Origin of the sequence: Methylobacterium sp. W2, assembly GCF_020662345.1 — a bacterium.
Lineage (GTDB): Bacteria > Pseudomonadota > Alphaproteobacteria > Rhizobiales > Beijerinckiaceae > Methylobacterium.
Genome location: NZ_VMOA01000046.1, coordinates 1 through 21,105 on the forward strand (window position 1 = coordinate 1; position 21,105 = coordinate 21,105).

Consider the following 21,105-nt stretch of genomic DNA (forward strand, 5'->3'; position numbering starts at 1 on the left):
GTGGGAAGGGTGGGACGGTGGGAAGCTCTCGCAGCCTGACTATCGATCCTAACGTTTCAGAAAGAGGTCACGATGTCCGCGCCAGTTCGGAAGCCCAACGCCGAATCCAACCCACCGAGGCACTCCCATGGGGGGAGTGGTGCCGCATCGGCAAGAGGGTCGATCAAGCCAAGCGTTGCCCGGGCCAAGCCGTGCATCCTCGATAGGGTGACCGACCAAGAAGACGTTAGTTGGGTCCGTTACGGGACACCCACTCGAGCGCTTTGGATCAGGGTATCAGAGTTCGCCAGAACCGACGTCTTCGCACAGCTCGCCAATATCGACCCAACTCTTATCGAGCCGGCTGCGCAGCGGGCGCTGCGTAGCGAAGTCGCAAAGGTCGAGACCTACAGGTCGGCCCTTGTCGCGGGTACTTCAGGGTGGATCGAGGGCCATTTCGTATTCGGTGACGGACGCGTTTTGCAGCCACCGAACGATACCCGCGAAGTCATCGTCACCTTTCCGCCAGTCACTAAGTTTGCGGCAAGCGGAAGCTTAGCAGAGTGGCAGGCGGGGATCGGACCGATTGTGGCCCGGCAGCCCTTGGGCCTGTTCGCCCTGTCTGTTGCTTTCGTCGGACCTCTTTTGCCGTTCGTCCCACCGGACTACCTTAGTCCTCTGTTCGAATTCGTTGGCGACCCGGGCTGCGGAAAATCGACGCTTGGCATGCTCGCGTCGTCAGTTTGGGCCGGTGACCGTGATAGCACCTGCGGTGGGGGCGAAACCTGGAATCTGACGCCAGGCCGTTTTGACGAAACGAAACTGGCGCATCGGCACATGCTGTTGTTGCTCGACGAAGCCAATCTGGCCGGAGCCTCGAAACAAGCGCGAAAGCAGCTGATACAGCAATCCGTATTCGGGCTCACGAACACAGGGCAAAGGCAGCGCAGCGGCGACCCATTGAACAAGCCCCATGCGCACTTGGCTGTGCTCAGCACGAGCAACCGACGCCTGAGCGATCTGATCGAGGGTTCCGAAGCCGAGCGCGGTGCGCTTACCGAACGCATGGTGACGATCTCGATTGCTCCCGAACGTCCCTACGGTGTGCTTGATCATGTGCCACCTGGTTACAGCGGCTCGGCGGTGGCGGTTGAGGCTTTGCGCGCCGCCATCAATGAACACTGGGGCGTTGCCGGGACTGTCTTTATCGAACGAATGCAGGAGAGGATCGCCCACTACGAACAGGATTTCAGGGGGACGCTGAAGCGCGTCCTGGATGCCCACCGCGAGGCAGTGAGCGCGACCATTGAGAAGGAGCGGGTTCGAAAGTGCTTTGCCCTTGTAGCCTTGGCAGGAATGCTTGCACGCCGGTGGGGTATTATCCCGAAACCTTGGGGGTCTCCTGCAGAAGCAGTCTACGCCGTTGCACGAGAGACTACCGACCGTCAGAATTCCCGTAGCGAAAGCGCGTCAGTCGCACCCATCCAACAGATCCAGACTTATTTTGAGAAGCATCGGACGCATGTGGTCGATGTCAGCACGTTGCAGGCTCCGCTATCAAAGGTCGCCTTCGAGGCTACCGCTGGCTTCGTGCGGCAAGTCGAGGCAGCAACCGAACTGATGATCCCCGCGCTCCGCTTTCAGGAAGCGTTTTCGCAGCATGAGGCCCTGATGCGGGCGTTACGGGAGACCGGACAAGCACGAACGGAAAGTGGCCGAAAGCCCAAGCTGACGATCAAGACTCCCAGAGCAATCTGCGGTGATGGCCGCGTCTATTGCGTTAAGCTCGATATGGCTCACCCTGAACCCTCCTGACGCATCATTTTGAGGCCATAACAGCTCTTCCTGGCCTATGCGGCCCCTACGACCGGAATGTCGGCGATCCGGGTGGTGTAGCGCGGCGAGCGCATGTCGAATCGCGTGGACCAGTTTCGCTGCGCTCCGAAACCCGCCGTGCCAGGCACCACCGCCCCTCGCCCCCAACGGCGGTTGCAGGCGTCGAGAGCAGCCATCAGTGCCGAACCCCGCTCGCGGTCGAGACCGTCAAACAGCGCCCGCTGTGAGGCTGCCAGGGGCACAAGATCGACGGTGATGACGCCGGCCTTTGAGTATCGGTAGCCCGCTTTCCAGATCCTCCGCACGCCCGCCGTCGCCGCCTTAATCAGCACTAGGGTATCGGACGTTGCCTCGGGCAGGGTCACAACGGTGGAGGCAGATCGCTGCGGGTTGCCGGTGTCATGCTCAGAGGTATGGAAAAACACCGTCACGTGGTCGGTGCCGAGCCGTTCCCGACGGAGCTTTTCACCCAGTCGGGTTGCATGCGCCGCTACCGCCTGCTCCATCGTGGCGAGGTCCTCGACCCGGTTGGAAAAGCTTCGGGTGACCGCGCAGCCCTTACGGGTCGCCGCAACCGTCTCAAGACTCAGGCAGGCCCGGCCGCGCAGCTCGTGGATGATCCGTTCGCCCACCACGGTCAGCGCCCGCCGTACGGGTCGTGGATCGAGGTCGCGAACGTCGGCCACGCTGTCACAGCCCATCGCCCGCAACTTCGCCTGCGAGGCCCGACCGATCCCCCAGACCTCTTCCAAGGCAGTGCGGCACAGCCAGTGCGCCCGCTCATCGTCATCCGACAGATCGCAGACCCCGGCCAGCGCCGGGTTGGTTTTGGCGAGGTGGTTTGCGAGCTTCGCCAGCGTCTTCGTCGGGCCGATGCCCACGCAGGTCGGGATACCAGTCCAACGGTGAACGGTTGCGCGAAGATCGCGCGCGAGCTCAAGCCGGCGGCCGGGGGCGACATCGGTGAGGTCAAGGAAGCTCTCGTCGATGCTGTAGATCTCGACCCGTGGGCTGAAGCGCCGATAAACCTCGTTGGCGCGAGCGCTCATATCGCCGTAGAGGGCATAATTGCTGCTGAACACCCGCACCCGTTCGGCCCGGCACAGTTCGCGAATCTTGAACCAGGGCTCGCCCATGCGAATGCCAAGCGCCTTCGCCTCAGCCGTGCGCGCGATGGCGCAGCCATCGTTATTGCTCAGCACGATCACCGGCACGGATCGCAGCTTGACGTCGAATACCCGTTCGCAGGAGCAGTAGAAGCTGTTGCCGTCGATCAGCGCGATGGCCTGGCTCATCCCCGTTGCGCGCGCCGCCGGGGGTTGATGCTGGCCGACACAACTCCCCAGACCTCGACCACGGCACCGGGTGACAGATCGAAAGTCGGATAGCGCGGGTTGGCAAAGGCCAAGCTGACTCGGTGCCCCAGTCGCTGCCACACCTTAAAGGATCGCTCCCCATCGACATCGACCATCACCACGTCGCCGTTCTGCGGCTCGAGCGAGCGATCTACGATGGCGAGGTCGTCGTTGAAGAGACCCTTCCCAACCATGCTATCGCCCGCAACTCGCACCAGGAAGGTAGCGGGCCGATTTACGATCAGCAGCCGCTGCAGGTCGATCTCTTCCTCAATGAAATCGTCAGCTGGACTCGGGAAGCCGGCCGCAACAGGGCGGGCTAGCAGCGGCACGGGGATGGGGTAGCCGAGGCTGATGCCGTAGACCTGCACGAATGGGTTCCTTCCCGTGGGACTCGAGAAAGAACATATCAAGAACATTCTGACCCGCCAGGTCAAGCTCCTTGGTCGCTCCCCGGCCGACCGGGGCGATCAGTGGCAGGCTGCGTATGCCTCCGCTGGAACCTCGACCCCGCAGCGATACGGCTGCAGGATGCATCCAAAATAATCGAGCAGTTGAGGCTATGCTCTGACGGCGGTTTCCCGAAATGGCTTCATAAGCCTGTCTCGGAAAACGAGCCTCTCGAGTTCCGTAGGAGGGTCCCTTGGTCGAACTGCGCATCCATCACGAGACGACATATCGTTACCGCCAGCCAGTCAGTCTGGGGCCACATCGGCTGATGCTGCGACCGCGCGAGACACGTGACCTAAGGCTCGTGTCGAGTGCCGTCACCGTGACGCCGGATGCGACGATCAAATGGGCCAACGACGTTTTCGGAAACGCTGTGGCGACTGTCACCTTCGCGACGCCTTCCGATATCCTCGTCATCGATAGTGTGTCCTGCGTCGAGCTTTCCGCGGTCGCCTATCCGATCTTCGACATGGCGGCCTCGGCCATTTCGTTTCCCTTCCGGTACTCCGACGACGAGTGGACCGACCTGGGAGCACTGACGATCAGGCAATACCCCGATGGGGACGACCTGCCATCTTGGGCACAGGGGTTCGTTGCGGACTACCCCACCGACACCTTGTCGCTGCTCAAGGACATCAACGCTGGCGTTGGAAGCACAATCGCCTACCAGGCGCGGGAGGATGAGGGCACCCAATCCCCGAGCCAAACCCTATCGCTGGGCATGGGCTCGTGTCGGGATCTTGCTACGCTCTTTGTGGAAGCGGTCCGCAGCCTCGGCTTTGGCGCCCGCGTTGTATCGGGCTATCTGCACGATGCAACACGCACCCTTTTGGGCTCTGCTGATGCTGGGTCCACCCATGCCTGGGGCGAGGTATACCTGCCGGGTGCAGGCTGGGTGACTTTCGACCCGACTAATCGCAGCGTCGGAGGCGCGAACCTGATCCCGGTTGCCGTCGCACGCGACATCCGTCAGGCCATGCCTGCGACTGGCAGCTTCATTGGGGCGCCCGACGCCTTCTTGGAGATGTGTGTCGCTGTCAGCGTTGCCTCCTAAAAGCAGCGATGAAGGACGGAAGGGTCTGGCCGAACTGACACGTACGCTGTGCCTATCATCAGGCCAGAAGCGGTTGGACGAAAGCCGATTGAACGCTGTCGCATTAAAGACCGGCTGGTCTCGACCCAACCTCGCCATTCGCGTCAGCCTACGCCGCTCCCCGAAGCGGTCGTTCGTTCCAGGGTCGTCAGGAGGCGCGGCGGACACCGCCCATCTCCTCGCGGACCCTGACGAGGTCGCGGGTAGGGGGTAGACCGAAGAAGCGCGCGTACTCCCGGTTGAACTGCGTCGCGCTTTCATACCCCACATCGAACGCTGTCGCCGTTGCGCTGTCGCCGCCTGAAACCAGGCGTGCTCGGGCCTGAAGCAGGCGGATGCGTTTCTGGAACTGGATGGGACTCAAGGCCGTCGCAGCCTTGAAGTGGCGATGGAAAGCCGATGGGCTCATCGCGGCCATGTCAGCGAGCGTCTCGACCCTGAGCGCCTCGGCGAAGTGCTCGCGTATCCATTGGATGGCGATGTTGATCCGCGCCAACGTGGTGTCAGGGGTTGCGATGTCACGCAGCATCCACCCTAAGGGTCCTTGGAGGACACGATATAGGATCTCGCGCTCGTAGGCTGGGGCCAGGGCGGGGATGTCTGCCGGTCGATCCATGAGCCGCAGCATGCGCAGCCAGACATCCAGCAGCTCCGGCCTCACCGCTGCAACCGAGAAGGCAACTTCCAGCGCAGGCCTCTGAGGCGTGCGCGCAAGGTCGGCGAGGAGGTTCGCAATGAGTTTCGGGTCGAGGGTCAGGCTGACCGCCATGTAGGGTTCGCCGGACGGGGTGGCCATAACGTTGCCGGCAGCCGGAAGGTCGACCGACATGACGAAGTACGTCGCCGGATCGTAGTGCAGCGTTCGCTTGCCGACCGTCATCGTCTTGGTTCCCTGAAGGATCAGGTTGACCATCGGGTCGTAGACGGCGGCGAGATCGTGTTCGGGGACCTTACCCCGCACCATCGCCACGCGCGGGATGCCGGTCTCCGTCCTTCGGTTCTCCGCACGGGCCACCAAGGTACGAAGTTCGTGGAGTTGCTCTTCCATCGGCATACCATCGATGGATTGCCCGTCCGCGACAACCGAAAAGCAGGAATAGGCAAGATCTCGGTAGGATCGGACGAGCCGACTGCCGAAGCCCTGGGCTAGCTTCCGCTCACACCAGGAAGCGGGACCCATGAGCAAGATCGTCATCATCACCGGAGGAAGCCGCGGCATCGGGGCGAGCGCTGCCGTCCATTGCGCACGGCGTGGCATGGGCGTGATCCTCACCTACAAGGATAATCCCGAGGCGGCCGAAGCCACCGTCAGGCGGATCGAGGCCATCGGCGGCAAGGCCGTGGCGTTGCGCCTGGACGTGGCCGAGACCAACACGTTCGACGCGTTCCACGACGCGGTTCAGGGCTCCTTGCGATCCGTATGGGGGCGGACCAATTTCGACGCACTCGTCAACAACGCGGGCTTCGGCCTGTACAGCCCGATCCCCAGCGTCACCGAGGCCGAGTTCGACAGCCTCTTCGCCGTCCATCTCAAGGGACCGTTCTTCCTCACCCAGGCACTCCTGCCCATGATCGCGCATGGCGGCCAGGTCGTGAACCTGACAAGCGCCACCACCCGCGTCGCCACGACAGGCGTGGCGCCCTATGCGGCCTTTAAGGGCGGCATGGAGGTGTTGACCCGCTACATGGCTAAGGAATTCGGCCCCAGGGGCATCCGCGCAAACGCCGTCTCTCCCGGCGCAATCCGGACCGAACTCGGCGGCGGGCTCAACGGCGAGTTCGAGGCGTTGCTGGCTTCGCAGACCGCGCTCGGCCGGGTCGGGGAGCCTGATGACGTCGGCCGGGTGATCGCCGGCCTGCTTTCTGACGACAGCGCCTGGATCAACGCGCAGTCGGTCGAGGTTGCAGGCGGCTACAGCATCTGACCGAGCACGCGAGGAGTACCCGATGCTCGATCACGTCTTCTTGTCCGTCAGTGACCTCACCCGCTCGACGGCCTTCTACCTGGCGGCACTTGCCCCTCTCGGGATCACGGATCGCGCCGATTACGACGGGCAGAACGGCCCTCCGGGGCATCCCGACCTGAGGGGGTTCGGTTGCAAGGGCCGCATGTTCCTCTGGCTGCACCCTGGCACCGTCGAGGGCCGTGCGGCGCATGTCGGCCTCATTGCCGCCTCGCAGACGCAGGTCAATGACGCCTACGCCGCTGCCATTGCGGCGGGGGCTACAGACAACGGCGCGCCGGGCGCTCGTCTCTACTACGACCCCCGCTACTATGCCGGCGGCGTGCTCGATCCGGACGGCTATAGCCTGGAGTTCGTCTACAAGAGCTGGCAGCACGCCCTGCCCTGATCACCCCTTCCGTTGTAAACACCCAGCATCGTCGAGCTACGATGCTCGTAGGGACGCGTCCAAGCACATGAACAATCTGATGATCTACGGTGCGACCGGTTACACCGGCGGGCTGGTGGCGGAGCGCGCCCAAACCGCCGGCGTCGAATTCGAGATCGCGGGCCGTGACGGCCCGAGGTTGCGCGCGGCGTCCGCGCAACTCGGCGTCGCGCACCGCACGTTTCGCCTCGATGACCCCGCAGTCGTGCGGAAGCACATCACCGGCACATCGGTCCTGTTGAACTGTGCCGGTCCCTTCGCGCGGACGGCGGAGCCACTGATGCGAGCCTGCATCGAGGCCGGGGTCCACTACCTGGACATCACGGCCGAGATCAACGTCTACCGCTTGGCCGAGGGGTTGTCCGACGCAGCCGCGGCGGCAGGGGTCATGCTCCTCCCTGGTGTCGGTTGGGACGTCGTGCCAACCGATTGCCTGGCGGCCCATGTGGCGCGTCGCGTCGAAGGCCCGCAACGGCTGCGGATCGCCCTGCAGGTGGCGGGCTCGATGTCCCGCGGTTCGGCCATCAGTGCCGGCGAGATCATCGGTGCGGGCCTGTTGGCGCGTGCCGGGGGTGCTCTGGTGGCAAAGACGGACACCCGGCCGGTCTTCTTCGACTTCGGAGGGGTAGAGGTCGCGTGCGCACCGCTCTCCTTCGGGGACCTGGTCACGGCTTGGCGTTCGACGGGGATCCCGAACATCGAGATGTTCGTGCACGTCGCCGGGGACGCATTCCCGATTGGCGACCTCTCGCTCTTGCCTGACGGTCCCAGCGTGGAAGAGCGCGACGCCAATCGAGCCCGTGCCGTAGCTGAGGTCACCGGCATCGACGGTAGCGTCCGCCGCTCGGTCATCGAGACGCTGAATGGCTACTCCTACACGCCGCTGACAGCAGTCGAGGCTGCCCGGCGGGTCCTGTCCGGAGACCATAAACCCGGCTTCCAGACACCGGCCCTGATATTCGGTCCAGGCTTTGCCGAGACCATCGCGGATACGTGCATCGTCGACCTGTGAGGCCGAGGCGTCCGATCCTACTCGAACGCGTTGGATTGCTCCTGGAACTCCACCTCCAGGGCGCGGCCCGCGATGCGTGCGGTTTCGACCAGGCGCTTTTGCGACAGGCCCATGCAGGCGAACGAGGAAAGGCCTCGCAGCGTCACGAGCACGTAATCGGTGACCTGCCTTGCGCGGGTCGGGTGCTTGGACGCGATGTAGGCATAGATTGCGTCCGAGCCGGCTCGTCCCAGTGACTCCGCCGCTCGTCGCGCGGTCTCGTCGTCGGCGCGCATGCCCTCGGTGATCATGCAGCCCCTGAGGCATGGGTCGCTGCCATACTGGCGGGCGGCGGCAACGAGCAGCGCGGCCAAGGCCTCGGCCGGCGGTCGCTCGGGCGACAAAATACGCGCCAGCGGCAGCGCGCTGTTCTCTGCATGCCGCTGCATTGTACGCTCGAACAACTCCGCCTTGCTGCCATAGGCAGCGTAGAGGCTGGGCGGGTTGATCCCGAGTTCAGAGGTCAGGTCTGCAATGCTTACGGCATCGTAGCCCCGTGCGTGGAAGAGGGCTTGGGCCTTGGCGACGCCCTCCTCGCGGTCGAAGGCTGGCCGCCGCTTTCGCTGTGACACTTCCATTCGCATGCACCTCCGAGTTCCACATATAGCGACCGCTATATATTCGCAAGGCTTCAACCTTTTGCTATGTAGTGACCGCTAAACAACACTTGCGTTCGTCCACCGGCCTATGTAGCGATCACTACACGGGCGCCGTTCCGAAGTGCCGCAAAAGGGTTTGAAGCATGTCGTTTGATGGCAAGGTCGCGATGGTGACGGGTGGCTCCTCGGGTTTGGGGCTGGCAATCGCGAAGGAACTTACGAGCTTGGGCGCTCGCGTGGTGATCACGGGGCGTCGCCAGCAGCAACTCGACGACGCCGTCGCCACGCTAGGGAGCAACGCCTCAGCGCTTCGGGCGGACGTGTCCAAGCCTGATGAGATCGAGACACTCTTCTCGCGAGTGCGCGACGAGCATGGCCGCCTTGATGTCCTCGTCGCCAACGCCGGAGGCGGTGAGATCGAGTCTCTCGGCTCAATCACTGAAGCGGCCTACGACCGCATGTTCGACACGAATGTGAAGGGCGTCCTCTTCACCGTCCAGCATGCCCTGCCGCTCATGCCCCCCGGCGGCTCGGTCGTCATCGTCGGCTCGACCGCGTCCATCCAGCCCGGCCCCGGCCTGAGCGTCTACGGGGCGACCAAGGCCGCCCTGCGCGCCCTGGTGCGAAGCTGGGTGCTCGACATCAAGGGAAGCGGCATCCGCATCAACCTCCTCAGCCCCGGGCCGGTGAACACCCCTTCGCTGAAGGGGATCTTCGCAAGCCCCGAGGAGGCGGACGCCGCCCTCTCATTCCTCGCGGAGCGCAGCACGCTCGGACGCATCGGCGAGCCGGAGGAGATCGGACGTGCGGTGGCGTTCCTCGCCAGCGACGCCGCCAGCTACGTCAACGGCACGGAGCTTTTCGCCGATGGCGGCGCCTCGCAGGTCTAATCGACCGCACTCTGTCCCATCACAATCGAGCAACCGTGATCGCGCTCGCCCCCACGCGATCATCGTGAGGCGTGCCGTCGGCCCATTCCCAACCGTGCCGGCGGCACCGATGACACCGTGCGGCCATCGCGCCCCCACCTCCCAACCACGTGAGAAAGGAAGATCCATGATCACCGATGCTGCCGTCCCAAGCGCCATCGAACGGCTCGTCGCCGAAAGCGAGGTCCGTCGCCTATTGGCCACCTATGCCCAGAACCTCGACTACGGATTGGTCGATGCGAACGCCGACCTGCTGGCACATGCCAGGTTCAAGGTCGGCGACGTCATCGTGGAAGGGCGCGACGCGATTGCCCGCTTCCTGAGGACGAACCTCCAGTATCATATCGACGACACGCCGCGCACTTGGCACTCGGTCTCGAACGTCATCGTCGAGGTCGAGTCCGAGACGGCTGCCAGCTCGATTTGCTACTTCACGGTCCATCAAGAGCTGCCGGGTCTGCCGCTGCAGCCCATCGTAACCGGACGATACATCGACCGTTTCGAGTGTCACGACGGCACATGGCGCTTCGTGTTGCGCGAGGTTGAGGGCCGCTTGTTCGGCGACGTTAGCAAGCATGTGGCTGCCCCGGCCGAAGCTTCCGCAGGGTGATGCCGTCATGACGGACAAACGACAGGCGCTGGTGACCGGCGCGAACAAGGGCTTAGGGCTGGCCATTTCCAAGGGGCTCGCCCAAGCGGGTTTCTCGGTCTGGATGGGCGCCCGCGACCGCACCCGGGGCGAGGCAGCGGTTCGCGCGCTGCGGTATGAAGATCTCGACGTCCGATTCCTGCAGATTGACGTCGCGGACGATGTGAGCGTGCGACGCGCCGCGGAGACAGTCAGAGCCGAGGTTGGCGCTTTGCACGTGCTCGTTAACAACGCGGGGATCGTGCTCGATCTTCAGACCTCGCCGAGCGGATTGAGCATGGAGGATGTGAAGGCCACCTACGAGGTAAACCTCTTCGGTCCCATCCGTGTCACGCAAACCTTCGCCGCAATGCTGAAGGCGACGGGGGACGCGCGGATCGTGATGATGGGCAGCGGTGTCGGATCGCTGACGCTCATCACCGATCCGACCTCCCTGTTCTCCACCGTCAATCTCCTCGCTTATTCGTCCTCGAAGGTTGCACTCAACGCCGTGACAGTATCGTTCGCTAAGGAGTTCGAGCCGTTCGGTGTGAAGGTCAATACGGTCGAGCCCGGGCATGTCCGGACCGACCTCAACGGAAATTCGGGCTTCCTAACGCCGGAGGAAGGAGCCCTGACGGCCATCAAGATGGCTTGTATTGGCGTGGACGGCCCCACGGGCGGCTTCTTCGGAAGCCACGGCCGGCAACCCTGGTAACGTCTCCTCAAGCTACCGAAGGCTTTGGGTTTGTCCAGGATCTGCCGATTTGAGCGGTCGGAAGGTCCCATCAATCGGCAGGGTTCGCTGTTGCCAGATACCTAACGAACGATCCGACAGGTACGTCAACGGAGGAGGGATGTTCTCCGACGGGGCGGACGGCTCGGACAGAACCCGATTTAGCTTCTGACACGGAGTAAAAGCGATGATGAATGGGGATGTCGGTTCGACCGGCGGCGCAATCCTGGATCATATCGAGTTCGCGGTTGCGGACGCGGAGCGGTCGCGTCGCTTCTATGAAGCAGCGTTGGGCCCGCTTGGCATAACCGTCGTCATCAGCGTGGGACCCGAGCGGTCACGTACAGGTGGCACGCGGTACGGAATGGAGCAGGACGGATATCCCAGGATCTGGTTCCATGATGGAGAGGCGCCGGGTACGCCCATTCACCTAGCACTCGCGACGGGCGACCGGCATATCGTGAACGCCTTCCACCGCGCTGCGCTCGCGGCTGGAGGGATTGACAATGGTGGTCCCGGCATTCGCGAACAGTACCACCCCAACTACTACGCTGCCTTCGTTCGTGACCCGGATGGGAACAGCATCGAAGCAGTTTGCCAAGTGCCTGACTGAAACCACAGCAGCTCAACATGCTGCAATACTAGAGTAAGCACTATCGGAGATGCCTCCCCGAGCAGATCGTAGTCCCCGTTCCATCCCTACTGCGCCAATGGCAATTGTCCGGTGACGAGCGACCATTCTGTTGATCTTAGGCGAGGTCCGAAGTGTCGCATGCCGGAAGGAGCGTACCGGCAATGACGCATCGACGCACGGCACTCTCTGGTTATGTAGAGAGTCCGCTGCAGCGTCCCTTCGCCATAAAACAGCCAGTCTCTTTGCCACCCGTTGCGGCCACTTTACCATTCTCACTCGAGGGTTACGGGCACAACTCAGCGATAGACGCATAAGCAACAAATCAACCTAAGCTTGACATTAGGATGATAATCTTATAATGTGAGGGTCGCTGCAAGCCTTTTCGCAGCTGACCGGATGCCCTTATGCCCCTGCTGTTGCGACGCCTGCCACCGCCCGAGCCTCACCGGCAGCACGCTGGTGCATCCTCCCCCTCACACTCAACGCAAGGCGGCCTCCGGGCCGCCTTCGTCGTTTCTGGAGCCATTTGATGACCCTGAACATCACAACGAGCACACCCACTGCCGTGCCGCCCGGCCTGATCCTGTTCGGCCGCGACGAACGACACCGCCCGCACGCCTCACGCTTTGCCGCCGGTGAAAAGGCCGAGGCCGAGCGCGCCGCCGGGCTGATGGGCATGCATGTGCTCGAGATCAGCGACGACACCCACCAGAGCCTCGCCGCCGGCTTGCCACAGGGACGCCTGTTCGGGAGCGGCAAGGCCTTTGTACCGTTCGTCAAAGCCGAGGTGTTCGACCGGCTTGTGGCGGCGGCTGGCCTGCCCGATGTTGACCCGCCTGTCAGGGCGGCAGGCAAGGCCGCCAGCGCCCCTCCGAGTTCAGGGGGGCGGTACCAGTGACGCTGCGGGCGGCGGAGGCCCTAGCGGCCGTTTCAAGGCGCCCGCGGATTGGCCGGCCATCGAACGGGGCTGCCTCGTGCTGGCTTGCGCCGGCCCGCAGGAGGGGTGGTTCGAGGCGATTATCATGTACACCAAGGCCGACGACGCCTTCGAGCTTCAGTGGCGCGACTGGCCCGGCGATCCGCTGATCACCCGGCACCGCAGCGAGTTGGGTTTGCTGCCGCCCGGTGCGGTTCAGGGCGCGAAGCAAGGTTCATGAACCGCTTGGCCCCCATCAGCGTCGAGGCGGATCCCGCCTCGACTACCATCATGCCGGCTCAGGAATACTGAGCCTCCGACACCGATAGCCGTACCCGTCGGCTGCCATCGGCAAGCTTGCCTGAACGGCGTTGCGCGTGACCCCACCTACCATGCTCCGCATCCGGACAGCTTGGCCGATTGGGACGCCCACCTCGCCTGGTACGACGCTCCGGATCTGACCGGGCTCATTTAGCCTGGCGTGCCCAACGACTGGGTGCACGACCACGTTCATCGAGACGCCGGCTACAGGGCCGAGCGCACCCGCATCGACGAGATCACCGGCTTCGTGCCTGAGTTCGACGTGAAGGTCTGAGCTGGGCGCATGGGCCACGGCCGAAGTGCTATAGTCGAAGGTCTATGGACTGGCGTGGCGCATGTTTCCGCTTATCTCGAAACGCAGAGGGCACGATATGGAAGACGAGGGTAAGGCGACGGCCGTTCTCGAATGGCTCAAGGCCGAAGGCGTGGCTCAGGTCGCTGACGCACAGTCACTCGACGAGTTCCTCGACGCAAATGGAATAGACGTCCGCTCAGTCCTAGAAAATGTGCTGATCCACAGGCTGTGGCGGACTTTCCGCTTGGACAACGAAGCGGCCGTCGAGCATCTCCTCAACCTGCACCGTCCGCCTGAATACCTAACTGACAAAGGGGTCGTCCTCTCTAAGCTGGCTAGATGGATCACTGCCATTCAGCAGGACCTCGAGCCAAATGAGAACTTGCTTGCTCATCTTTCCGCACAAGCCCGCGCGCTCGGGACCACACGGGTCCGCAACGCCATAGGTGATTCGGAAAGTCTCCTTGAGGCTGTCGAAGGGGGCGCCCTGTTGCTCGACGGTGACCAAGTCCGTGCTGAATACCTCGACCCCGTGCCCCTGAGCACATTGCTTGCCAGCTTTCGGAAAGATGGTCACCGGCTTTGGAAGTTCCGCAGCGCCTTCCGTTCGCCGGTGGATGTCCTAGATCGTGCAATCGCCATGGAGTGGCGGGGTTTTAAGGACGGCGTGCTCGATGGCCTGCTGGCGCTCTTCGAGAAGTCGGATCATTCACTCACGCCCGTGGAATACCTCAGTGTCTTTCCACAGGCGCTTGGGGAGGCTTCGCACCTCGCCCGCGTCCTACGGGAATTGACGCGACGCATCCGATGCGACGACGGCTTCCAATATGGCTCCGAACGCGATGATTGGCTCGAAGCCTTGGCCGGCTTCCGCTGCTGGGCCAGCGGCGATCTGCGCCTCCTGGCCTGCATGGAGCGTCCGCTGAGGGACCGTCCGGGCGCCTATCTGGATACGGTTCTGGCAGCCGTGCGGGACGGCTGGAACCGGGACCGCGGCGCGGCTGCGTTCGGGGCCCTTTCGCTGATACGGGGCTGCCGCCTGATGTTCGCGGAAAGCCACGCCTTAGCGGACGAGGCCCGCGAAGAGAATTGTAGGCTATCGCTGGCAACCCTGGAGGGTGGTGAGGAATTACTGCGGATCGCCGACCTCTGCGCTGACCTCCCGCTCGGTCTCCGTGACGAGAGGCACGTTTGGTCGGGGCTAACGCCTCCGATCAAAGCTCACTGGCGAAAGCGGGCGTCCGCCGCGGCCGGTGGCTCGCGCGCGCTCGGGGACGCCTTGGTGGCCTACATCCTAGCGTGGACGTCACGAGACGCCTACGCCGACGTCGAACCCATCGTCTTCGAACTGCACAAACAACACGACAGGACTGACCTTCTCGTCGCTCTGACCGCATCGGGCGGACGGCTCGCTGCGACCCGGGCGGCCTACCTGCTCGACGAATTCGATGTTCATCCGCCCGCGCAGGACCATATCAGTCCCGGATGACCCGCTGGTCGCCGGCTACGGGCACGCTGAAGGTATCCACGTCGAAGCCCTCGCCCTTAATCGCCTCAGCCAACTCGAACAGGTTCAGACTTCGGCCTGGGGTGTGGTCGTAGAAAATCGCTGCGCGTGCAAGGGGCCTCTTTCGCTTCCGGGAGAGGAGTTCAACGACTTCTTTCTGCGTGTCGTAGATACCGCCAACGCCATTGTTCTCTAAGGACGCGAGCGCAAGCCCAAGAAACCCGCCGAAGTCCCAAGCCACATCTGCGGTGCCGTTGCAAGTGTCGACCATCCTGACAGTCGTGGTCGTGAGAGCCAGCGCGTCGCGCTCTACGTCCCGTGCGGAACGCACCGTCGGCAGGAAGACCGGCCGCGCCTTTTCACCCTCACGATACCGTCTCGGATAGAACAAGTAGTATCCAATTCCGGTGGACAGGAGTTCGGCCAGCTGACCGCCGCCCTTGTGCCAGACGTCCGCCTTGCCCCGCTGATTCTCGTCTTCCCATTTTGCCTGGAACAGCGCGACGCGATACTTCACGACGCCGTCGATAACGAGCCCAGTCACAACAGCGAAGTCCGCTCCCAGCCTGTCCGAGTGGTTCGACGTCGAGGCCGTGGCCACATCGAGGAACTGACCTTCGGGCAGGTGCGCGCCCTCGCCCTCCATGGCGGGGATGAGGACGTCCCTGATCGTATTCGAGAACTCGGTGATGAGCTTGATCGTAACCTCGGGCTCATCCTGACCCTGTACGGTCGACAGCGTGTTGTGGGAAGCCATCTGCGCGGCAGCGTAGACGATGGCCTGCCCCGGCGTGGCCCAGCCTCTCGCCTGGATGGCGCGGTACTGCGCCACGACGTAGGCACGGGCGGCATAGGCACCCTGGAGGGGCCATGGTGTCCCGCTCGGCAGTCCCATCATCTCCAACCAAGTCGAGCGGTCATGGTCGACGCCTGGGGCGTCGGGATCGTCGACGATCCATCCGAATTCATCGGTCCCGCTCGGCGAGGGCGCCGCGCCTGCGGCGCCGAGTCGCTGGAGACCAGCTTCCAGCACCTTCAACTCGCCAGCGGAGGGTATTTGCGCGAGATTGCCAAACCCTCTCCGCTTTGTTTCGAGAGTTCGCTTCGCGAGGCGCGTGAAGGCCCGACGGACCTCGTGGTCCGTCGGCCATGCCGCCGACTGTCGCCAGTCTTTCGATGAGTGGTCCTTCATCAAGCCGAGGTGGTGATCGCGCACCTGCCGGTCCAGAGGCCGACAGCGTCGCTTGCGCATTTTCCCGCAGGATATCCGCCGGAGCCCATGACTATCACCAAGCCTGGCCCCGTGAGCCTGAACCACGTAGCGCTGGAGGTCTGCGATGTAGAAGAGGCGCTGCAGTTCTAAAGAAGCCTGTTCCCATTCGAGTTGCCTGGTCGGCACGGCGGTGATGACGAGGACCCTCCGAGGGCGTTCCTTGACATGGGCGACCACTTCATTGCCCTGATCGGCGAGCGCAAACACCCGCTGGTCGAAGACCGGCATGTCGGGCTGGTGGTTGACGACAGGAGCCCGTTCATGCAGTTCGCGCAGGCTGCCGGGGCCTGGATTGTCCCTTCAGCTTCTATGATCCCTGGGGCAACCACTTGGAGATCGTGGCCTACCGCGACGTGCAGTTCACCAAGGCTAAGGAAGTCCTCCGCAGCATAGGCCTGGCCTAGGAATTCCTGCAAGAGCTTCGGGGGCAAGTTGCGGCCGTAGGACGGGCATTGCGACTCCGTACGTCATGATAACACGAGATTATATCCCGCGCCGTTACGTCCAGTCGCTGCAGGGCCTCCCAAACAAAATGCGCCGTCGTCCGAATGTTGGGTGGTCAGATTCGGTCAGCTACCCACCGAGGCACCTTCCCCTGCCCGTCACAGGTTTGGCACCATTGGCCGTTCCCCTCGCACAATGGGCAGGTTACCATTTTGTAGTCGCCAAGGTCGATCCGGTCGGCTTGCTCCCGGTCCATTTCGCCCTCTCCGCCACACGCGCGGCATTCCTCACCGTCCCATCTGCGACTTCCCTCACAGAGCGGGCACGGAACGGTTATGTATTTCGACAGATCAATCTGATCGGCGAAGCGGCGCTCGATTTGGCGGTCGCCATGACATTCAGGGCAATCGTCACCCCTTAAGCGGCCGCTTCCATCGCAAAGAGGGCAATCGACGTCCTCGTAGTCCCGCAAGTCGATTCGGTCGCGGAAACGTCGTTCGAGCGTGCCGTCGCCGTTACAAACTGGGCAGGTCTCCCCCTTCCAGTAACGTGCATCGTCGCAAAGTGGACAGCTTTCATCGCCCCATTCGGAGACGTCGACTTGCTCGACGAACCGAAGCTCCATCTCGCCATTTCCGTCGCATGCTGGACAGTCTTCACCCTTGAACTTCCGCGCCCCCTCGCAGAGCGGACAAGAAACTTCCCTAAAACAGTCGAGGTCAAGAGAGCGGAGTTGAGCTTTCGTCATCTCACCATCCCCGCCGCAGGCAGGACAGTCGACATGCTTGTGGCGACCAGATCCGCTGCAAAGCGGGCAGTCCTGATACCCGGCCTGGCGGGCGAACTCCTCCCTGATATTGCTGATAAAATTGAGCGTGGCGCCAACGTTTTCTGCTGAGGTCGAGCGTTTCGCCAGAACTTCGAACTCCGGCTTCATCGCCTGGAAGGCCTCGTAATCTGGATCTTCCCTCGAGGTCGGCGCCATCTGTCCGACCCGCTGGATAGTTTTCTCCGCAAGTATTCGAACGGCCTCGACCTGATCCGGCGCCTTCGCCACGGCAAGCTGAGCTTTCAGGTTGTCGCAAACCTTCAGGATCGTGAACAGGCGACCTGTGACATCTCCCTGCAATTGCCACAGAGTCCGGCGAAAATGGGTTAGGCAGTGCTTGTAACTGGCGACGAATTCCTTCGCGTCATTGCTGGGGCCGAAACCACCATGATCGAATTTGGTGTGATGGTTCGCGCAAAGCCAAATGAGGTTTTCGGGGTGGTTGCTCTTTGTCTTTGCGACTGAATCGATGTGAGCTGCCTCACACGAGTTGCTATTCTTCAAACAGATGGCGCACTCGCCGCTCGCCTCCTCGCGGATTTCGGCTTTGATACCAGTGGGAAGAGGCGGACGTTTCCCAGGCTGGGCGGGCCAGGGTAGCCTTAGCCAATTATCGAAGTCGACCAGATCTCCACGCTTAACGAAGATACGGTCGCCATCCTTGCGGACGGGCAGTTTTCGGCTGATCCCCTGCTTAGGAGCGTAGCTAGACAACCACCTAATGAGGGTGGGCGACATCGTAACGAGTTCAGCAGCCTCATAGACGTTGAGTTCGTCGTGTGGATTGGGCGCCGCGAAGGAGTTCGACGTTTTCACGGCCATGGCAAAGAGACACACATTTCCTGGACGCCTAGGCCCATTCGGCAGGGAAGACTTTTATAGCGCTCAGCATCGCGGCTCTCCATGGCCAGCCAAGCCTGCAATAGCACACGAAATCGCTCCTCGATCCCGTTCCGTCAAGATCACCTTGGGTGTGTTGCGGTGTGGTGCCGATGCTGACGGTGCAGGAGATCGAGTTCGCAGCTGCGAAGCTGCAGTAGGCGAACAGGTGGGAGATGGAGGAGGTGAAGCGGCTGCGCAGGCTCCTGCGCGTGTCCGGCCGCAAAGTCGGGCGGATACCGTCGTGCGAGAGGCGCGCCGAGGCCCGTGAGGCCTGGGGCGGGATTGCGGGGACATCAGATTTCGACCCGCGTTCGTTTGAGCCGGCGGCGTCACTGCTCGCGTCGCAATGAGAGCGGCCAAGGCCATCGCGACGTCGGGCAAGGACTCGCTGACGGCACCCGATATTCTCGCCGCACTCGGGGGGCCTGAAGGGGTGCCTACCGGAAACCGCAGACGAAAGAGGCCGAGGCGCCTCATCTCGACTACCTCCACCGCGCGCGTTCGCAAGGTCGGCGCCCCTACGCGTTACTCCGGCCGCCCGAGGCGCCCCGGGGAAAATGCACCACAATCAAGCAGGAAAGTTGGTTGAAGGTGGGAGACTGCCGAGCGCAGTTCGCAGTGCCAGCATTCGCTATTAGGATTTTCAAATCTGAAACTCGACTAACAGGAATTCACCCATGAGGGACATAGGGATAGCCTGTTACACCCTGCCAGTTAGAGTTCCCTTAGGACGCGATACACCTGCATGCGGGAGCAGCCCAAGGCAGCGGCAATCGTTGCGGCCCCATCGCCCGCCGACGACATTGCCCTAATCCGGTCGTAGTCAAAGCGTCGCTTGCCGCCGGCATACACGCCACTGCCCTTCGCGCGCTCGATGCCTTCGCGCTGGCGCTCTTTGATGAACCGCCGTTCCATTTGGGCGACCATGCCGAGCACCGTCAGAACCACGTGGCCCATTTCGCCTCGGGTCGAGACGTGCGGGTCGAGCACGGTGACGTGGGCGCCGCGCTGCTCGGCCTCGTGAATGAGGTTCAGGACGTCCCGGGTATCGCGGCCGAGCCGGTCGAGGCGAGTGACCACGAGTTCGTCGCCCGGCCGTAGAAACTCGAGCACAGTCGCCAGTTCGGCTCGACCGTCACGGCTGCCGCCTGAGACTTTCTCCGAACGAATGATACCACAGCCTTCGGCCTTCAGCCGGGCGACCTGCCCGTCGAGGTCCTGATCGAGGGTGCTGACGCGAGCGTAACCGATGCGGGCCATCGTGTGTAACCTCAAGCTTTAGGCCCGAAGCTACGTTGTCACAAATAGCCGGTGTCAACCTAGATGTTACGACGACCAACGTAGGCTATGTTACGTCACAGCAGGGTACACCTTGAGGCTACAGGGGCAAGCGCACACTTGTCGCCTCTCATCGCATTATCAAGCGTAACTCGAGGGAGTTGCAAAACAGAAACTTGAATCTTGTTGCTGTCTCAGAGATTTAATGATGATTCATCGCTTCATAAACGGTACGAGGCCGAGATCGCTTCGCACCGCCTATTAAGCCTGAATATGAAAGGCTGATGGTCCCGCATACGCGGCTAGCAGGGTGTCAAGCTCTTTAACAGGGATGACCGCAAACTCCTTGCCGATACTGCATTTACGACTATCGAGATCTTGGAGTAGCTGCTGCTCAGCAGCATGCGCATCATTAGCGTCTTTGAATGGCTGCGCATGGCGCAGCTTCCATCTTACTTCAGCGGCGGGAGGAAAGCCGCAGTTGAGTTCCTCTTCGCGTCGCCTCGGGTCGCTTGATCGGCCAATCTTAATGACTGCTCGTTGCGAGATAGTAGGCTTAAGCCTTGGGAACAAAGCATCGACGTTTCCAACAAGTTGCATGAGATAAAGTTTAGTCTCGCCGTCAATACGGTGGACCTGGGTGCTGCCGAACCATGGGTTCGGGCCACGCGAGATAGAGGCGGCAAAGCTAGCCTCGCCGCCGGTATTCTGCTGCTCTGGCTTCCAGTTAGGCTCACCCCAAACCCCGACAGCCCGGACTGGCAGGTTCATTACTCTCGCTGATTCGTCAGGTGTGAGTATACGGTAGCCGGCTCCAACTGCACGAGCGACGTTGCGAGAGTAACTTTGAGGAAGAATTGCGCTGGCCTTAATTTCACGGCCCATGACCCACGCACGCTTGATGGGCAGCGCGAATTGCCACCGCTCTGCGCCGTGCTGAGCAACCTTCTCCTTATAATGCGCTGGGCTCATTCGCTCAGGCTCAAGCACCGGTTCGGGCGCGAGTTCAACAATGCCGAGCAACCGCCCGACATCATTTTTATCGCTGATTTTGCCCTTCTGGCCTACAATCAGCATGAAATCGCCGGCCTCAAAATCCGCAACGAGGCGGTCCCGCGTCTTAACATTCGTGAAGCCGACGTAGCCCTCCTGGGCCGGGTCGAAGCCCCACATCCCCGTGATAAACACGCGCGGGATGCTGCGCTTTGCAATGGCCGGCGGCTGCTCGCCATCCTTTTGTTGGGCAATGCCTTCAAGCAGGCCTGCGATAATTCTTGTCCCCCGGACACCGACATGGCGCGCAGGGGAGTAGCCTGAGAGGTATGGCTTCCCCTGAAGTTCGAGCACCGCCGAGATATTCCTCATGCGATATTCAATGGATGCTTCCGTCCTACGGAAAAGAGCCCCCTCTAACAGTCGGCGCCGGATTGCGGCTCGCTCGACTGATTGGCCTGTGTCTTGCGCTTTCAGCATCTCGCTGTAGGCAGCCACCGCCGCCGCAAACTCCTCGTCGCTCCAGCTCTCTGTACGAGAGATCGACATAGCACCCTGAGCCTGCATTTCGGCCTCTTAATCTGGAATGGTGCCTTTGGCCTTACCCATGAGTCGACGCCTGCCACCGTGGCAGAGTTTTCAAGGCTGATGCCGTTGCGAAAATGCAGCGATGCACGCCTAGCGCA

The 21,105-nt window shown here is 62.3% G+C and carries 20 protein-coding genes; 12 read left to right on the top strand and 8 right to left on the bottom strand.

Annotated features, from left to right (window positions below; translation table 11 throughout):
* Positions 1 to 207: 207 nt before the first annotated feature.
* A complete protein-coding gene (locus FPV16_RS20920) occupies positions 208 to 1,794 on the top strand; it encodes a DUF927 domain-containing protein (RefSeq protein ID WP_227440289.1) in 1,587 nt (528 codons plus the stop codon).
* A gap of 35 nt (positions 1,795 to 1,829) precedes the next feature.
* Here the strand turns inward: FPV16_RS20920 and FPV16_RS20925 are convergent, their stop codons facing one another.
* The gene (locus FPV16_RS20925) at positions 1,830 to 3,110 is read right to left on the bottom strand and encodes a Y-family DNA polymerase (protein WP_227440290.1); all 1,281 of its coding nucleotides are present in this window, start codon (positions 3,108 to 3,110) and stop codon (positions 1,830 to 1,832) included.
* Entirely contained in the window at positions 3,107 to 3,541 is a 435-nt protein-coding gene (locus FPV16_RS20930; protein ID WP_227440291.1) for a LexA family protein, read from the bottom strand. Before FPV16_RS20930 ends, FPV16_RS20925 begins: the two co-directional genes overlap by 4 nt.
* 272 nt (positions 3,542 to 3,813) lie before the next feature.
* On the opposite strand from FPV16_RS20930, the gene FPV16_RS20935 reads away from it, so the two are divergent.
* A complete protein-coding gene (locus FPV16_RS20935; RefSeq protein WP_227440292.1) occupies positions 3,814 to 4,674 on the top strand; it encodes a transglutaminase family protein in 861 nt (286 codons plus the stop codon).
* 187 nt (positions 4,675 to 4,861) lie between these two features.
* Here the strand turns inward: FPV16_RS20935 and FPV16_RS20940 are convergent, their stop codons facing one another.
* A complete protein-coding gene (locus FPV16_RS20940; protein WP_227440293.1) occupies positions 4,862 to 5,761 on the bottom strand; it encodes an AraC family transcriptional regulator in 900 nt (299 codons plus the stop codon).
* A 130-nt stretch (positions 5,762 to 5,891) separates the two neighbouring features.
* On the opposite strand from FPV16_RS20940, the gene FPV16_RS20945 reads away from it, so the two are divergent.
* From FPV16_RS20945 to FPV16_RS20955, 3 genes are all read left to right on the top strand, one after another.
* On the top strand, positions 5,892 to 6,638 hold the full coding sequence (locus tag FPV16_RS20945; protein WP_227440294.1) for an SDR family NAD(P)-dependent oxidoreductase: 747 nt from the start codon (positions 5,892 to 5,894) through the stop codon (positions 6,636 to 6,638).
* 22 nt (positions 6,639 to 6,660) lie between these two features.
* Positions 6,661 to 7,065, top strand: a complete 405-nt coding sequence (locus FPV16_RS20950; protein ID WP_227440295.1) for a VOC family protein — start codon at positions 6,661 to 6,663, stop codon at positions 7,063 to 7,065.
* A 67-nt stretch (positions 7,066 to 7,132) separates the two neighbouring features.
* Positions 7,133 to 8,116 carry a saccharopine dehydrogenase family protein gene (locus FPV16_RS20955; protein WP_227440296.1) on the top strand — a complete coding sequence of 328 codons (984 nt, stop codon included), beginning with the start codon at positions 7,133 to 7,135 and terminating at the stop codon, positions 8,114 to 8,116.
* 17 nt (positions 8,117 to 8,133) lie between these two features.
* Here FPV16_RS20955 and FPV16_RS20960 read toward each other — a convergent pair whose 3' ends face one another.
* Positions 8,134 to 8,733, bottom strand: a complete 600-nt coding sequence (locus tag FPV16_RS20960; protein ID WP_227440297.1) for a TetR/AcrR family transcriptional regulator — start codon at positions 8,731 to 8,733, stop codon at positions 8,134 to 8,136.
* 164 nt (positions 8,734 to 8,897) lie between these two features.
* On the opposite strand from FPV16_RS20960, the gene FPV16_RS20965 reads away from it, so the two are divergent.
* From FPV16_RS20965 to FPV16_RS20990, 7 genes are all read left to right on the top strand, one after another.
* Positions 8,898 to 9,644 carry an SDR family NAD(P)-dependent oxidoreductase gene (locus tag FPV16_RS20965; protein WP_227440298.1) on the top strand — a complete coding sequence of 249 codons (747 nt, stop codon included), beginning with the start codon at positions 8,898 to 8,900 and terminating at the stop codon, positions 9,642 to 9,644.
* 166 nt (positions 9,645 to 9,810) lie between these two features.
* The gene (locus tag FPV16_RS20970) at positions 9,811 to 10,293 is read left to right on the top strand and encodes a nuclear transport factor 2 family protein (RefSeq protein WP_227440299.1); all 483 of its coding nucleotides are present in this window, start codon (positions 9,811 to 9,813) and stop codon (positions 10,291 to 10,293) included.
* A gap of 7 nt (positions 10,294 to 10,300) precedes the next feature.
* Positions 10,301 to 11,029, top strand: coding sequence for an SDR family NAD(P)-dependent oxidoreductase (locus tag FPV16_RS20975; RefSeq protein ID WP_227440300.1), 729 nt, complete (start codon positions 10,301 to 10,303; stop codon positions 11,027 to 11,029).
* Positions 11,030 to 11,234: 205 nt separating this feature from the next.
* The gene (locus FPV16_RS20980; protein WP_264483966.1) at positions 11,235 to 11,660 is read left to right on the top strand and encodes a VOC family protein; all 426 of its coding nucleotides are present in this window, start codon (positions 11,235 to 11,237) and stop codon (positions 11,658 to 11,660) included.
* A gap of 550 nt (positions 11,661 to 12,210) precedes the next feature.
* A complete protein-coding gene (locus FPV16_RS20985; protein ID WP_227440301.1) occupies positions 12,211 to 12,579 on the top strand; it encodes a hypothetical protein in 369 nt (122 codons plus the stop codon).
* Between the two features lie 124 nt (positions 12,580 to 12,703).
* Positions 12,704 to 12,838 (top strand): hypothetical protein, encoded by a 135-nt coding sequence (locus FPV16_RS26170; protein WP_264483967.1) that lies wholly within the window; start codon positions 12,704 to 12,706, stop codon positions 12,836 to 12,838.
* 415 nt (positions 12,839 to 13,253) lie between these two features.
* Complete coding sequence (locus FPV16_RS20990; RefSeq protein ID WP_227440302.1) at positions 13,254 to 14,702, top strand: hypothetical protein; 1,449 nt, start codon at positions 13,254 to 13,256, stop codon at positions 14,700 to 14,702.
* On the opposite strand, the gene FPV16_RS20995 is transcribed toward FPV16_RS20990, so the two are convergent.
* From FPV16_RS20995 to FPV16_RS21010, 4 genes are all read right to left on the bottom strand, one after another.
* The gene (locus FPV16_RS20995; protein WP_227440303.1) at positions 14,689 to 16,221 is read right to left on the bottom strand and encodes a hypothetical protein; all 1,533 of its coding nucleotides are present in this window, start codon (positions 16,219 to 16,221) and stop codon (positions 14,689 to 14,691) included. The genes FPV16_RS20990 and FPV16_RS20995 overlap by 14 nt on opposite strands.
* A 331-nt stretch (positions 16,222 to 16,552) precedes the next feature.
* Positions 16,553 to 18,088: an HNH endonuclease gene (locus FPV16_RS21000; protein ID WP_227440304.1), complete on the bottom strand. Its 1,536-nt coding sequence runs from the start codon at positions 18,086 to 18,088 to the stop codon at positions 16,553 to 16,555.
* A 774-nt stretch (positions 18,089 to 18,862) separates the two neighbouring features.
* The gene (locus tag FPV16_RS21005; protein ID WP_227440305.1) at positions 18,863 to 19,408 is read right to left on the bottom strand and encodes a recombinase family protein; all 546 of its coding nucleotides are present in this window, start codon (positions 19,406 to 19,408) and stop codon (positions 18,863 to 18,865) included.
* Between the two features lie 279 nt (positions 19,409 to 19,687).
* A complete protein-coding gene (locus tag FPV16_RS21010; RefSeq protein WP_227440306.1) occupies positions 19,688 to 20,986 on the bottom strand; it encodes a GIY-YIG nuclease family protein in 1,299 nt (432 codons plus the stop codon).
* Between the last annotated feature and the right edge of the window lie 119 nt (positions 20,987 to 21,105).

What these genes read in the sequence shown, in the direction of transcription:
- FPV16_RS20925 (WP_227440290.1), bottom strand. Translation starts at nt 3,110, where the DNA reads ATGAGCCAGGCCATCGCGCTGATCGACGGCAACAGCTTCTACTGCTCC.
- FPV16_RS20940 (WP_227440293.1), bottom strand. Translation starts at nt 5,761, where the DNA reads ATGGAAGAGCAACTCCACGAACTTCGTACCTTGGTGGCCCGTGCGGAG.
- FPV16_RS20945 (WP_227440294.1), top strand. Translation starts at nt 5,892, where the DNA reads ATGAGCAAGATCGTCATCATCACCGGAGGAAGCCGCGGCATCGGGGCG.
- FPV16_RS20950 (WP_227440295.1), top strand. Translation starts at nt 6,661, where the DNA reads ATGCTCGATCACGTCTTCTTGTCCGTCAGTGACCTCACCCGCTCGACG.
- FPV16_RS20955 (WP_227440296.1), top strand. Translation starts at nt 7,133, where the DNA reads ATGAACAATCTGATGATCTACGGTGCGACCGGTTACACCGGCGGGCTG.
- FPV16_RS20960 (WP_227440297.1), bottom strand. Translation starts at nt 8,733, where the DNA reads ATGGAAGTGTCACAGCGAAAGCGGCGGCCAGCCTTCGACCGCGAGGAG.
- FPV16_RS20965 (WP_227440298.1), top strand. Translation starts at nt 8,898, where the DNA reads ATGTCGTTTGATGGCAAGGTCGCGATGGTGACGGGTGGCTCCTCGGGT.
- FPV16_RS20970 (WP_227440299.1), top strand. Translation starts at nt 9,811, where the DNA reads ATGATCACCGATGCTGCCGTCCCAAGCGCCATCGAACGGCTCGTCGCC.
- FPV16_RS20975 (WP_227440300.1), top strand. Translation starts at nt 10,301, where the DNA reads ATGACGGACAAACGACAGGCGCTGGTGACCGGCGCGAACAAGGGCTTA.
- FPV16_RS20980 (WP_264483966.1), top strand. Translation starts at nt 11,235, where the DNA reads ATGATGAATGGGGATGTCGGTTCGACCGGCGGCGCAATCCTGGATCAT.
- FPV16_RS20985 (WP_227440301.1), top strand. Translation starts at nt 12,211, where the DNA reads ATGACCCTGAACATCACAACGAGCACACCCACTGCCGTGCCGCCCGGC.
- FPV16_RS26170 (WP_264483967.1), top strand. Translation starts at nt 12,704, where the DNA reads ATGTACACCAAGGCCGACGACGCCTTCGAGCTTCAGTGGCGCGACTGG.
- FPV16_RS20990 (WP_227440302.1), top strand. Translation starts at nt 13,254, where the DNA reads ATGTTTCCGCTTATCTCGAAACGCAGAGGGCACGATATGGAAGACGAG.
- FPV16_RS20995 (WP_227440303.1), bottom strand. Translation starts at nt 16,221, where the DNA reads ATGCCGGTCTTCGACCAGCGGGTGTTTGCGCTCGCCGATCAGGGCAAT.
- FPV16_RS21000 (WP_227440304.1), bottom strand. Translation starts at nt 18,088, where the DNA reads ATGGCCGTGAAAACGTCGAACTCCTTCGCGGCGCCCAATCCACACGAC.
- FPV16_RS21005 (WP_227440305.1), bottom strand. Translation starts at nt 19,408, where the DNA reads ATGGCCCGCATCGGTTACGCTCGCGTCAGCACCCTCGATCAGGACCTC.
- FPV16_RS21010 (WP_227440306.1), bottom strand. Translation starts at nt 20,986, where the DNA reads ATGCAGGCTCAGGGTGCTATGTCGATCTCTCGTACAGAGAGCTGGAGC.